A 13626-nucleotide genomic window follows, 5' to 3' on the forward strand; every position below is an offset into this window, starting at 1 on the left:
AGTTAATTTATGATCAATCGTTTTAATTCCTGAAGGGTCTCGGAATTGATTTTTAGGATATATAGCCCCGGAGCAAAAAGCTCTCTGGAAAAAGTATAAGTCTGGTTTAGCGTTCCATCGTAAAGGACGTCCTGCATGATGGCCCCTGTGGAAGAAATAATCTGAATTCTCACATTTTCCCTTCTTGGAAGATTAAAGGCCAGATTGAAATTGCCACTAGTCGGGTTAGGGAATAATACGGTACTTCCTTCACCAGGAATGACGGGATCTGGGTTTGCACTTAAAAACAGCTCCAGATTATCCAAATAAACAGGACTGTTGCCAGAACCTTTAACTTCAAGGACAAAGGCCAGTCGGATGTTATTTTTACCTGAGCCCGCAAATTCTGTCAGGTTCACATACTTTCTTCTATAATCACCCGGAGCGGATGGATTGGCTTCTCCTACAGTGACTGTGGAAAGTTCTGCACCAGTCGCTGACCAAATTTGGGTATAGGTAGTACCACCATTTGTACTTGCCAATACTCTTAATTTGGTTTGAGGGTTAACTTGACCTGCCGCAATATCAAAGAAAATACTGGCTTGACTACTTAGCGACAAATCAAAAATTGGTGTACCTAACCAGTAGGAGTTTCCGTCTACTCCAGTACTCAATCTTGCCACGTTATTTGGACCGCTTCCTGTAGAAACAGGATTTATAGTCCAGCTTACTCCATTTGATTCTGTGTTTACAGTGGTCCATGGGGTAAGGTCAGTGCTACTATTGAAATTTTGTCTCCACGGAACCTCTGTTCTTCGATTACTTTCCACAATGTATCTGGTGAAAGTAGGGTAGGAGTCAGCATTTTGATCAAAATTTGGTTCGCTCAATCGATAGGCAAGACGATTATTTCCATCAGCCGTGGAGTTGTTTAACCCAACTGTGATTTCATCTCCTGGATTTAGTGTTGTTCCACTAGCTACGAAAGTTTGAGCTGCCCCCGAATTCGTAGTTCTTGTAAAGAAGAATCCAGTTACAGGAAGGTTCCCGGTGTTTTTTAAAGCTATTTCTTCTTCTTGGTGATCTCCGCTGTTGATTGGTTCTGGTGCTACAAGTCGGGTAATACCCACTTCATATTTAAATTCCTCAGTTGGAAGAATTCTGATATTTCGGATATAAATATTGTTCCCGTAGGCATTGTTGTTAATGAAGGCCACCCTGATTTTTCCTAAATCCTTGTATTTGGATAGGTTGACTAATTCAAGTCGGAATTGATTTGAATTCACAGGGATAAATTCATCCAATGTAGGATTGGAAGTTTGGAGTCTTGTTCCTGATTTGTTGTATTTGGCTCCTGCAATATCAAAGTTTTGTCCACAATCCTGAGAAACAGCAACAATCAACTGATCTTGAAAACCAGATTGGTCATATGGGGCATGAGCTACCTCAAACACCAATTGTGCATTCGGATACTTTGTCAAATCAATAGCCGGAGAATAAAATAAGTCTAAGGCCCCAGGTCCGTTGTATTCGTAGTTTCTCACGAAAATAGCTTCTTGTGCCTGACCTGAAACGGTAATATTTGTTTTTTCCCATGTGAAGCTCTGGTCCGAATTCTGGACTATCCAATCACCCGGAAATGCTGAAAGGTTGTAGGTGTAAGGTAATTGGATCTCTCCCTGAATAATTGGTCTGGAGGTACGGGTATTGTTTTCTCCATTTTGATCTGGGAGGCCATTTACCTGAGTGATGGTGAAAGTAAATTCATTTGATCCAGTAGCTGGCACAGTGATCGGCTGGAAAACTACTGTTGCGGCCTCACCTGTTTTGAGATTGGTGGAAACCAGTTTGCTTTCTACTAATGATCCATTTCTGATTAACTCTATCCTTGCAGAAGTGATATTTAATTTACCAGCATTTCCTACTTCGATGGAAGGGGAGAAAGTTAAGTCACAAATTGCGGTTGAAGGTTCGATAATTCTGACTATCGCCAAGTCTCTGTCCTGAAGTTGGGGCTCTTGGGTAGCACGGTTATTTACTAAAGTGACCCTTCTTGGACTATTGGCTAATACCACATTGAATCGATCTACCTGACCTTTGGTAAATATGTTCATACAGGCATCCGGCGTATAATCCATATAGTTTTGGATCATATCCTGAGAACCGCAGGAGAATCTTGAAGGATTTGCGTTACAGATGGTATTTGAGTTGTCTTGCTCAGGAGTATCAGCTACAAAATCATCCACTCCGCAGCCTCCGTCACCCCAGATATGTCTCAGGCCAAAATAATGTCCAACTTCATGAGTTGCTGTTCTACCTTTTGATGCAGCAATTGCATTTCCTATTGAACCAAAAAATCTGTAGTCAATGGTCACACCGTCAGTAATGGCAGGTACTGGTGAAAAATTTAATCCTGGTAAATCTGAAACTGGAAATGAGGCATATCCAATGTATGGAGAAACCAAAGGCACTACCCAAATATTCATGTACTCACTAGGATTCCATTGGGAGACTTGACCAATTAAGGTAGCATCCTCAGGTGCATAAGTCAATTTGGGGCCTTGAATTCTTACGATACCCGTGGTAGGTAGCCCATTTGGATCTTGCTTAGCTAAAACAAATTCAATTTTGGAATCTGCTGCAACCGGTAAAAATTCCGCAGGTGTTCTGTTTGCGTCCGCATTCAGCCTTCTAAAATCCTCATTGAGGATTCTAATCTGATCAAGAATTTGAGAATCTGGAATATTGGTTCCCGACCCAATTGGAGTTCCATTATGAATTACATGAACTACAACAGGAATTTTCCTCACCTCTTCCTCAAGAGTTCTTAAGAATTGAGGAGCGTTTCTTTTTTCCTCAATTTTCTTGTCAATCCAGTTTTCAAAAAAATCCTTGCTTCCGAAAAAGCCCATTTCCTTTTCCAACATGGATTCCAAAACGGTATGTCCGCATTTTTCAGAATGAGAATGTGATTTGGATGAGGAGGACACAAAAGAAGAATCAAATGCCTTTAGCTCTATTTTTTGGCTAAAGGCAATTGGGGTCATCAAAAAACCAAAAAGGAAAAATGACGAAATAAGGAGGGATCGGAAGCCTGTTTTCATTCAGGGAATACTAATCAGGCTAAAGTGAGGTTTACTGCTTCTACTCGGGTGATTTCAGGAATTGCTCTTTTGATCGCTTCTTCCACACCCGCTTTCAAAGTCATTGAGGACATGGGGCAAGAGCCGCAGTTTCCGGTCATTTCAATTTTAAGGACAAAATCATCGGTCAGCTCTACAATTCGGACATTTCCACCATCAGCTTCCAAATAAGGTCTGATTGTATCCAATGCAAATTCTATTTTTTCTCGTAGTCCAGTTTCCATGTATACTTATGCTTTTACTTCTACAATAGTTGTTTTATCGGCTGAGGCATTTCTGATGGCAATCTGTCTTGCAACAGATTCTGCAAGTTCAAGATAGGCGTCTTGGGTAGGTCCAACTTTCAAAACTGCAGGATATCCAGTGTCTCCACTTTCCCGAATACTTTGAACGATTGGAACTTCTCCTAAAAACGGGACCTGATACTTTTCGGCCAGTTTTTTACCCCCTTCTTTTCCAAATAAATAATATTTGTTTTCAGGTAATTCCTCCGGCGTAAAATAAGCCATATTTTCAATAACACCTAAGACAGGAACGTTAATTTGTGGCTGTCTGAACATAGAAAGACCCTTATTTGCATCTGCTAGGGCAACTTTTTGAGGTGTTGTCACAATTACCGCACCTGTAACCGGAACAGTTTGTACCATGGTCAAGTGAATATCAGAAGTACCAGGAGGCAAATCGATGAGTAAATAATCCAATTCACCCCATTCTACATCTGATATAAACTGCCTAAGTGCAGAACTCGCCATTGGACCTCTCCAAACCACAGCGCTTTCTGTTGGAGTAAGAAAACCAATAGACATGAGCTTTACTCCATATTGAGTGACTGGAATAATTACATTTTTATCCCCCACTTTTTTCACTGCAGGTTGCTCTCCCTCCACATTAAACATGGTAGGAATGGAAGGTCCAGAAATGTCTGCGTCGATTAGTCCAACTTTTGCTCCGGATTTAGCAAGGGCCACTGCAAGATTGACTGAGGTTGTAGATTTCCCTACTCCTCCTTTCCCTGATGCTATGGCTATGATGTTTTTTACTTCTGGCAAAATAGGAGCAGCATCTCTCACGGTGGTGACCTGTGAAGTCATAAAAATGTCCCATTCCCATTCCTTTCCAAAGTCCTCTTCCAATGCTTCCATGCAATTGTTTTTAATTACCTCTTTAAGCGGACAGGCTGGAGTAGTAAGGACTACTTTAAAGCTTACTTTTTTGCCTTCAATATGAATGGACTGGATCATTCCCAAGGTCACCAAATCTTTTTTCAGATCTGGATCCTGAACTCTTGAAAGTGTCTTTTTGATATCTTCTGCTGTCAAAAGCATGTAGTTCTTTAATTTTTGCGCAAGGTAACCTAAGATTGTCGCTTAGAAAAACCCTATTTTTCTTAGTTGTCAAACTCAAAAAGGAATTGAATAGTTCTAAAGATTCTTCTTCCTTTTCCGATCTCAGCGTATAAATTTGCTCTCTCCCCATCTTATGATCAGCAAGCATACCTCCGATTTAGTTAAAGAACGCGCCGATATTACGGAAGTAGTGGGAGACTATGTCCAATTGAAGAAAAAGGGACAGAACCTCTGGGCTTGTTGCCCTTTTCATGGGGAAAAAACTCCATCATTTTCCATTTCTCCTGCCAAGCAAATCTACAAGTGCTTTGGATGTGGGAAAGCCGGTGACCCTATTCAATTCATCATGGATATTGAAGGGATTGGCTTCCAGGAAGCAATTCGGCATTTGGCAGGGAAGTATGGGATCGAGGTAGAGGAGGATGAAAAGCTTACCCCTGAGCAAAACCAAGAGCAAAACGAAAGGGAGAGTTTGTTTATAGCCCTGAATTTCGCCAAGGATTTTTTCGTCAAAAACCTAAATACCGAAGAAGGTAAATCCATTGGCTTGAGCTATTTCAAGGAAAGGGGATTTACTCCCCAGATCATCCAAAAATTCGATTTGGGATATGCTCTTGATGGATGGGATAATTTACTCAAAGAGGCTAAGTCTTCTGGTTTTCAGGAAGATATTTTGTTAAAAGCTGGATTAGTCCTTCAAAAAGAAGGAGATCCAAGCCGATTGTATGATCGCTTTAGGAATCGGGTAACGTTCACGATACACAATATCAGTGGCAAACCCATAGCTTTTGGCGCGAGGATTCTTACCAAGGATAAAAATCAGCCTAAATACATCAATTCGCCTGAAACCCCAGTTTACCACAAGAGCGATGTGCTTTATGGGATCTTTCAGGCAAAAAAGGCGATCAGAGATCAGGATAATTGCTACTTGGTAGAGGGGTACACGGACGTAGTTTCTATGCACCTTTCGGGAATCGAGAATGTGGTGGCATCTTCCGGTACATCTTTGACGGAAGGGCAAATCAAGTTGATCAAGCGATTTACCAATCATGTCACTGTGCTTTATGATGGTGACTCGGCAGGGATCAAAGCTTCTTTGAGAGGGATAGACTTATTGCTTGAAGGAGGATTGAATGTCAAGGCTGTTGTTTTTCCAGATGGAGAGGATCCTGATAGTTATTCCAGAAAAGTTGGCTCGCAGGCCTTTCAAGATTATTTAGAAGCCAATAGCCGGGATTTTATTGGATTTAAGATTGGGCTTTATCAGGATGAAATAGCAAAAGATCCGATTCGACGCGCTGAGATTATCCGTGAAGTAGTTCAAAGCATAGGCAAAATTCCAGATCCGATTATTCGCTCGGTATACACCAAAGAGGCTTCAGGCTTATTGCAGATTGAGGAAGAGATTCTTTTCGCTGAGCTCAATAAGTCTTTGTTAAAAGGCCAAAAGGACAGATTTCAGAAAGCTCAAGAAGAAAAAGAGGCAGAGGAGAGAATTGAAGAACTAATTCCGATTCAGCCCCAAGCGATTTCCTTGGATGAAGTTTTGGAAATCCAGGAAAAGGAATTGGTAAGGCTTTTAATCAATTATGGATTGGAAAAGCTGGGTGAGGAAGATTTCTTGTTATCCCAATATCTATTGGAAGAGACTCAGGAGGTTGATTTTAAAACTCCGATTTTCAAGAAAATTCTATTTGAATACCGCTCTAAGCTTGCCAAGGGAGAAATCCCAAGTATTGAATATTTTATTGGTCACTCAGATCCGGAGGTTAAGAAAGTCATCATCGATCTGGTCACCCCAAGACACGAGGTCAGCACCCATTGGCATGAGCGCTTTCAAATTTTTATCAACAGGGAATCAGATGATTTGTCTGCAACAGCTTTTAAGAGCATATTAAGACTGAAGCGCAGGTTAATCCATAAGATGCTGGAGGAAGCGAAGAATAAAATCAAATTGGGGGAGGAAGCAGGAGAGGATTCGGATAAGATATTTGAATTGCAACAAGTATTTTTTGAGTTAAAAAAGGTGCAGCTTGAAATTGACAAAGAACTGGGAATAGTGATTGGCTAATCCAAACTTTCTTTGGTTTACTCCTGTTTTAAGTTGGAAAGCATTTACCTTTGTTCCCTAAATCATTACCAGAAAATCCTGTGGAAAACTATCAGTTAGACACCATCGAGGAAGCTATTGAAGCCATAAAAAACGGTGAAGTCATCATTGTTGTAGATGATGAGGACCGTGAAAATGAAGGGGATTTCATTTGCGCCGCCGACAAAGTAACCCCTGAGATCATCAACTTTATGGCAACTCATGGCCGGGGGCTGATTTGCGCTCCGCTAATTGAGGACCGTTGTGATCAATTGGGGTTGGAGCTGATGGTAGGCACGAATACAGCCGCCTATGAAACTCCATTTACGGTTTCTGTAGATTTGATAGGGCATGGGTGTACCACTGGAATTTCGACCTCAGATCGAGCCAAAACCATCAAAGCCTTAATTGACGATTCAATCCATCCCAGTGAATTAGGTAAGCCAGGACACATTTTCCCGCTTAAAGCGAAAAGAGGAGGAGTGATCCGTAGAGCAGGTCATACTGAGGCCGCTATTGACTTTGCAAGATTGGCAGGATTAGCTCCAGCAGGAGTTTTGGTAGAAATCATGAATGAAGACGGAACTATGGCCCGACTTCCAGATCTTTTCAAAGTAAGAGAGCGGTTTAAGTTAAAATTGGTTTCGATTAAAGATTTGATTGCTTTCCGATTGAAGAATGAATCTCTTATCAAAAGAGAAATCGGAGTGGAAATGCCGACTAGCTGGGGAGATTTTGATCTGATTGCATACAAACAAACCAATACCCAAGAAATTCATTTAGCCCTAATCAAAGGCACTTGGGAAGAAAATGAACCGGTTTTAGTCAGAGTACATTCCTCATGTGCTACGGGAGATATTTTTGGATCCTGCCGTTGCGATTGTGGGCCTCAGCTTCATTCTGCCATGCAAATGGTGGAAAAAGAAGGAAAAGGAGTGGTCTTGTACATGAATCAGGAGGGGAGAGGAATCGGTTTGATCAATAAGTTGAAGGCTTATAAACTTCAAGAGCAAGGTATGGATACGGTTCAAGCAAATTTGGCGCTGGGACTGCCTATGGATAGCAGAGATTATGGAGTGGGAGCTCAAATCCTTCGTGATTTGGGAATCAGAAAAATCCGATTGATCTCCAATAATCCTCAAAAGAGAGTGGGGCTGCTTGGCTATGGGTTAGAGATCGTAGAGCAGGTTCCTATAGAAATCACTCCCAACCCTCACAATGAGAAATATCTAAAAACCAAAAGAGATAAGATGGGCCATAACATCCTAAAATAAGTAGGATTTATTATCTTAAAGGAAAGAGAGTCTTTCTTAAACAAAACCTCTTCGAGTTGGAAGCGTTTACTTTGAAAAAGATGTGTATCATGAAAAAGGCAATATTCAGCATCCTATTTGTCATTTTCGCTTTCTACACTGTAGAGGCCCAAAATCAATTCCCTTCTCAAATTTGGCATAAGGGAAATATATTTCTGACCGATGGACAGACTATTTCCGGGTTGTTGAAGTACGATTTGGAAAATAATGTAGTCCAACTCCAGAATGAAACGATCATCACCTTCACTGCTTCCAATGTTTCCAACTTTGAAATATTTGATGAGACTTATGGAGGATTAAGGAAGTTCTACAGCCTTCCCTATGCTTTGAATGGAGATTATGAAACGCCCATCTTTTTCGAAGTTTTGACGCAAGGGGATAACATCGCACTTCTTTGCAGAGAATATATCGCAACAGACAACCGAGGCATGAATAACTGGGGGCCTACAACTATGAATCCATTTTGGGGTCCAACTATGGTTGCTGGCTATAGACTCGCATTCAATTACTATTTTTTCAAAAATGGGGGTATAGAAAGATATAGCCTCAAGAAAAAAGATCTGTTCACCATGCTTCCTGGGCATGATGAGGAGATTGATCTTTTTATGCGTAAAAACAGATTAGAACACGACAAAAGAGGTGATTTGCTCAGAATTACCGCTTATTACAACGATTTGCAGAATTAATTTTCCATGTCCAAACCTCTTATTCTCGTCTCCAATGACGACGGAATTACCTCTAAAGGAATTCGTGTCTTAGTATCAGTAATGAAAAAATTGGGAGACGTAGTGGTGGTAGCACCCGATAGTCCCCAGTCAGGAATGGGCCATGCAATTACTATCGGTGAAACCTTGCGATTGTATGAAGAGGAGATTTTTGAGGATGTTTTAGCCTACAAATCCAGCGGTACTCCAGCCGATTGCGTGAAATTGGCTAAGCACTATGTGCTTAAAGACAGGACTCCCGATCTAGTAGTTAGCGGAATCAATCACGGTTCGAATACTTCTATTTCTGTTCTTTACTCAGGAACCATGTCTGCTGCTATAGAAGGCGCTTTGGAGGGGTATCCTTCCATTGGTTTCAGTCTTTGTGATTATTCTTCAAAAGCAGATTTTTCACATGTAGAGGAATGGGTAGAAAAAATCGCAAGACAAGTTCTGGAAAAAGGAATTTCAAAAGGAGTGGCTTTGAACGTTAATTTCCCTCCCAAAAGAAATGAACCTATCAAAGGGATTAAACTTTGCCGGCAGGCAGATGCCAAGTGGCAGGAAGAGTTTTCTGAGCGATTTGATCCCACCGGTAGAAAGTATTTCTGGATGGCAGGGAATTTTGTGAATTTTGATAAAGGAGAGGACAATGACGAATGGGCAATTGCCAATAATTACGTTTCCATTGTCCCATGTCAATATGATTTAACTGCACATCATGCCATTTCCCAAATGAATAAAGAATGGGACTGGGATCAATTGAAATAATTTTTTGGGTTCAGGATACGATAAGAAAATTTCTTTGTTTTTTAGGATAATTCTTATTTTGCGTCCGATTTGCATCTCTGTAAAGTGAATAGGCACAAAATCCTTCTTTTTTCCATATTCTTTTTAATTGGTATTCGAGCTTTTTCCTTCCAAGAAAAAGAGGTGGATTCTATACTCTCCACGCTAAATGGCGAAAAAAGAGTTGAATTTTTAAATCAAATAGCTACCGAATTACGAGAGTCTGAGCAGGATAAAGCCATGACTTATTCTTTTGAAGCAGATTCCATTGCCAAAGAACTTGGTAACAATTCTGCGAGAAGTAGGGCGCTTGAAAACATCGGATGGATTTATTACCGAAAAGGCAATTGGCAAAAGTCATTTGATTATTCAAGTTCAGCCTATGAGTTGGCCATAAAGGAAAATGATAAACTTCAGGCTGCCCGACTGATGAATAATATGGGAGCGCTTTATTATGAGCAGCAAAATCATCCCAAATCCATTGAGCAATTTCGAAAAGGATATCTTCTTGCTACCGAAGTAAATGATCTGGCAACAAGAATCAGAAGCCTCAACAACATGGCGCTGAATTTTACCCAAAGTGGACAGCAAGATTCGGCATTATATTACGCCACTATTTCCATTAACCTCAATAAAGATGCAGGTTCTCCTTATCTGACCTCTTTTGCACATCGAGTGATTGGGGATGTTTATCTGGCAAAAGGAAGGTATGATACAGCCCAAGTCATTTACTCCAAAGCTTTGGATATGGCTAGAACACAAGGTATCAAGTCTTTTGAAGCTGGTATTTTACATAGATTAGGAAATTCCTATCTCCTAGACAATAAACTCACTCAAGCTGAAGAAACTCTTCAATACTCTATTGATTTCTGTAGGGAGAATGGGTATTTAGACGAACTTTCCAAGAGCCATAAATACCTTTCTCAGGTTTATACCAAAAAAGGAAATCTAAAAGACGCATTTTACCATCAATCTGAATTTTTGGTTCTCAATGACTCCTTGGTCAATAAAAATAACAGGGATCGGTTGATCTTATTACAAGGGATGTTTGAGCAGGACCTTGCAAACTCTGAACTGGAACTTCTGAAAGCCCAAAATGAAAATCAATCCTTGCGCTTGCAAGCGACCAATAGGTACGCGTGGATTATTGGAATTACTGCTTTGATCATTGCAGGTTTGGGGATGAGGATGTTTTTCCTGCATAGAAATGTCTCTAAAATCAACCATGACCTGCTAGACCAACAGAGTAAGATTGAGGAGCAAAATCAGGAGCTTGAGCGCCAATCCCTCGAGTTGAAGGCGATTAATGAGACGAAAAATAAGTTGTTCTCCATTCTAGGTCATGACTTGAGAGGGCCCATTGGGCAAATCAAATCTGTTTTTGATCTGGTTCTGAAAAACCAATTGGACAAAGAGGAATTTTTTGAATTGATTGTCTTTTTGAAAAAGGATATTGACTCAGTTTACTTCACATTGAATAATACCTTGAAATGGTCAATGGCTCAGATGGAAGGATTTGAAATCAATCCAGTTGGGTTTAATTTGTTTGAGTCAGTCAAAAACACGTTAGACCTTTTGCAGGCTTCCATCAAGGAGAAAAATCTGGTGATTTTCAATCAGCTTGGAGAAAAAATCAATGTTTTCGGTGACCCGGATTTGATTGAAGTGGTGATCCGAAATGTGATCAACAACTCTATAAAGTTCTCAAATCCTGGTGATGCGATTACAATTTATTCTGAAATCGAAGAAGATTGGTTAAACCTATTTGTTTTGGATCAAGGAGTTGGGATGAAGCAGGAACAAATTGAGGAGATCCTTTCTGAAAGTTATGTAATCACCAAATCAAATCTTGGAACCCAAAAAGAAAAAGGATCCGGACTTGGATTGCAATTGGTGAAGGAGTTTGTGAAAATGAACGATGGCAAAATCGAGATCGAAAGCCATCCGGGACATGGTACTAAGTTTTGTCTAAAACTTCCCCTTTTAAAGAGTCAAATCTCCTGATTAGACGAGAAGATTTTTAGGGTTTATTTTTTTAGAAATAATCTCGAATCCCATCATTTTTAGAATATTTCGGTCAAAATCTTCATAAGAGATCTCAGGGCTTTTTGCCCATTCCGTTTGATTCAGCCATGATTTTACATCTTCGGGATCAAGCTGGTACTCTTTTGCTAAGGTTTGAGAAAGCGTAGTCTCAGTTTTCAAATTTGAGGTGATGGAGTAGATATACTCTCTCAGCTGGAAAATGAATTTCGGAAACTTTTCAATGGTCTCTTTACTGATTGCCATTACAAAACATGGCCAGGGGCTCGGGATTTCACCCACACGTTTCATATGATTGGCTTTTACCTCGGGTGAGGTGGTGTATTTCTCCCAAAGAAAAATACCAGGATTTCCTGCCTGAAATGCTTTTTTTGCTCCATCCAGATTTCCTACGATTTCAAAAGTCAAAGATTCTTTTTCCCAACCCAAGGAATCTGCCAAAACCAAAGCCATTAAATGAGAGCCAGAACCCATCCTGCTGACTAAAAAATGCCGACTTTCAATTTCATTGATTTGATCAGCCTGATGATTTGGGTTGACATGGATGCCCCAGACCAGTGGAGATTCCACGTAAAGCCCCAACATTTTGAACGGACTTCCAGCATCAAACTCTTTCATGAAACTTTCTGTCAGTAGAAGAGCCATATCCACTTCGCCGTTTTTCAGATCCAAAGCCATTTGTCCCGATCCTCGGGATTCTTCTTTCCAGGAAATCAAGATTCCATCTTTTTTAAATGGCTGAGATTCTGCCAAAATTCTGAAGGGATAATTGAAATGCTCAGGCACTCCGATGATTCTAAAAGTCTCCATTTCTAGGTATTTGCGATAAAAATAAAAAAAGCCAGCTCTTTATCGAACTGGCTTATGTATACTGGCCTGAATCAGTCGTGAGTGGCTTTTGGGTCAGTGATGAAGAGATTGGAAAATCCTGCCAATATCAAAAGCGTCCCAGCTAAAAGCATGGTGTTGATTACGGCTTCTCCAAAAATCAATTTGTATAGAAAATTCACTCCTCCCAGAGCTGCCACAATTTGTGGAATCACGATGAACATGTTGAAAATACCCATGTAAACTCCCATTTTCTTGGGTTCCACCGAGCTGGAAAGCATAGCATACGGCATGGATAAAATACTTGCCCAGGCAATTCCTACCAAAGAAAAGCACAAGTGCAGCATCCAAGTCTCAGTAATGAAATAAATTAAAATAAAGCCGAAGCCTCCGGCAATTAAGCTGACAAGGTGAAGGAGCTTACGATTGATTTTAATTTTTGAGGCAACAAAGGAAAGGATCAATGCATAAAACATAGAAACCAAACCATAGGTACCCAGATAGTTACCCACGCTGTCAGCAGCATCGTTGTAGGCGGCTGAACTCGTGTCTGTTGCTCCAAAAACATGCTCGGTAATTGCAGGCGTCGCAAAGCTCCACATGGTGAAAAAGGCAAACCAAGAGAAAAATTGAACTACTCCTAGCTGCTTCATTACCTTGGGCATTCCTGAGATATTCTGGAATATTTCATTTAATCCATGGAATACTCCCTTTTTGGCTTTTTTCTCCTGCTCAAATTCCTCCATGTTTTCCGGAGGATATTCATCAGTAGTTAGGATTGTATAAAGTATAGAACTGAATAGAACCAAGGCTCCGATCCCAAATGCAAATTTCACCGAATCAGGAACAACCCCTTCCGGAGCGGTATTGGAAGCTCCCATTTGAGTCATTAGCCATGGCAAATTCGAAGCAATCCACGTTCCTACGCCAATGATCAGGGTTTGTACCACAAAGCCATAGGACCGTTGGGAATCTGGAAGCTTGTCGGCAACCAAGGCCCTGAATGGTTCCATGGAAATATTGATTGAGGCGTCCAAGATCCAAAGAGCTCCAGCCGCCATCCAAAGAGCGGAGGAGTAGGGGGCCAAGAATAGTGCTATTGTACTTAAAACCGCTCCGATAAAGAAAAATGGCTTTCTCCTCCCAAATTTCGGATGCCAGGTTCTATCGCTGAGGTATCCAACTATAGGCTGAACTAATAAACCGGTCAAGGGTGCGGCAATCCAAAGAAAGGGGATAGCGTCTTTGTCGGCTCCAAGGGTTTGGAAGATCCTTGACATAAATCCGCCCTGAAGGGCAAAGCCAAATTGGATTCCTAAAAATCCAAAGCTCATATTCCAGATTTGCCAGAAACTCAGCCTCTTTTTGTGTTCGGTCATTTGGGTAGGGTTA

Annotated in this window: 10 protein-coding genes; 5 read left to right on the plus strand and 5 right to left on the minus strand. The window is 40.8% G+C overall.

Annotated features, from left to right (window positions below; translation table 11 throughout):
* Window positions 1–2 precede the first annotated feature (2 nt).
* The 3 genes from DFQ04_RS02075 to DFQ04_RS02085 form a co-directional block, all read right to left on the minus strand.
* Window positions 3–3026, minus strand: coding sequence for a M43 family zinc metalloprotease (locus DFQ04_RS02075; protein ID WP_133552200.1), 3024 nt, complete (start codon window positions 3024–3026; stop codon window positions 3–5).
* A gap of 71 nt (window positions 3027–3097) precedes the next feature.
* Window positions 3098–3346 (minus strand): NifU family protein, encoded by a 249-nt coding sequence (locus tag DFQ04_RS02080; protein WP_133552202.1) that lies wholly within the window; start codon window positions 3344–3346, stop codon window positions 3098–3100.
* 6 nt (window positions 3347–3352) lie between these two features.
* Window positions 3353–4447, minus strand: a complete 1095-nt coding sequence (locus DFQ04_RS02085) for an Mrp/NBP35 family ATP-binding protein (RefSeq protein ID WP_133552204.1) — start codon at window positions 4445–4447, stop codon at window positions 3353–3355.
* Window positions 4448–4601: 154 nt separating this feature from the next.
* Between DFQ04_RS02085 and dnaG the strand changes: the two genes are divergently transcribed.
* The 5 genes from dnaG to DFQ04_RS02110 all read left to right on the plus strand — a co-directional run bounded on the left by dnaG (window position 4602) and on the right by DFQ04_RS02110 (window position 11367).
* A complete protein-coding gene (gene dnaG, locus DFQ04_RS02090) occupies window positions 4602–6539 on the plus strand; it encodes a DNA primase (RefSeq protein WP_133552206.1) in 1938 nt (645 codons plus the stop codon).
* Window positions 6540–6619: 80 nt separating this feature from the next.
* Entirely contained in the window at window positions 6620–7831 is a 1212-nt protein-coding gene (locus DFQ04_RS02095; RefSeq protein ID WP_133552208.1) for a bifunctional 3,4-dihydroxy-2-butanone-4-phosphate synthase/GTP cyclohydrolase II, read from the plus strand.
* Window positions 7832–7920: 89 nt separating this feature from the next.
* Window positions 7921–8556: a hypothetical protein gene (locus tag DFQ04_RS02100; protein ID WP_133552210.1), complete on the plus strand. Its 636-nt coding sequence runs from the start codon at window positions 7921–7923 to the stop codon at window positions 8554–8556.
* Window positions 8557–8562: 6 nt separating this feature from the next.
* On the plus strand, window positions 8563–9345 hold the full coding sequence (surE, locus tag DFQ04_RS02105; protein ID WP_133552212.1) for a 5'/3'-nucleotidase SurE: 783 nt from the start codon (window positions 8563–8565) through the stop codon (window positions 9343–9345).
* Between the two features lie 162 nt (window positions 9346–9507).
* Window positions 9508–11367 (plus strand): tetratricopeptide repeat-containing sensor histidine kinase, encoded by a 1860-nt coding sequence (locus DFQ04_RS02110; protein WP_133552214.1) that lies wholly within the window; start codon window positions 9508–9510, stop codon window positions 11365–11367.
* On the opposite strand, the gene DFQ04_RS02115 is transcribed toward DFQ04_RS02110, so the two are convergent.
* Window positions 11368–12216: a type 2 periplasmic-binding domain-containing protein gene (locus DFQ04_RS02115; RefSeq protein WP_133552216.1), complete on the minus strand. Its 849-nt coding sequence runs from the start codon at window positions 12214–12216 to the stop codon at window positions 11368–11370. It lies immediately after the preceding gene.
* 71 nt (window positions 12217–12287) lie between these two features.
* Window positions 12288–13613 carry an MFS transporter gene (locus DFQ04_RS02120; RefSeq protein ID WP_243739618.1) on the minus strand — a complete coding sequence of 442 codons (1326 nt, stop codon included), beginning with the start codon at window positions 13611–13613 and terminating at the stop codon, window positions 12288–12290.
* Window positions 13614–13626: the final 13 nt, after the last annotated feature.

It is taken from the genome of Algoriphagus boseongensis, assembly GCF_004362805.1.
GTDB lineage: Bacteria > Bacteroidota > Bacteroidia > Cytophagales > Cyclobacteriaceae > Algoriphagus > Algoriphagus boseongensis.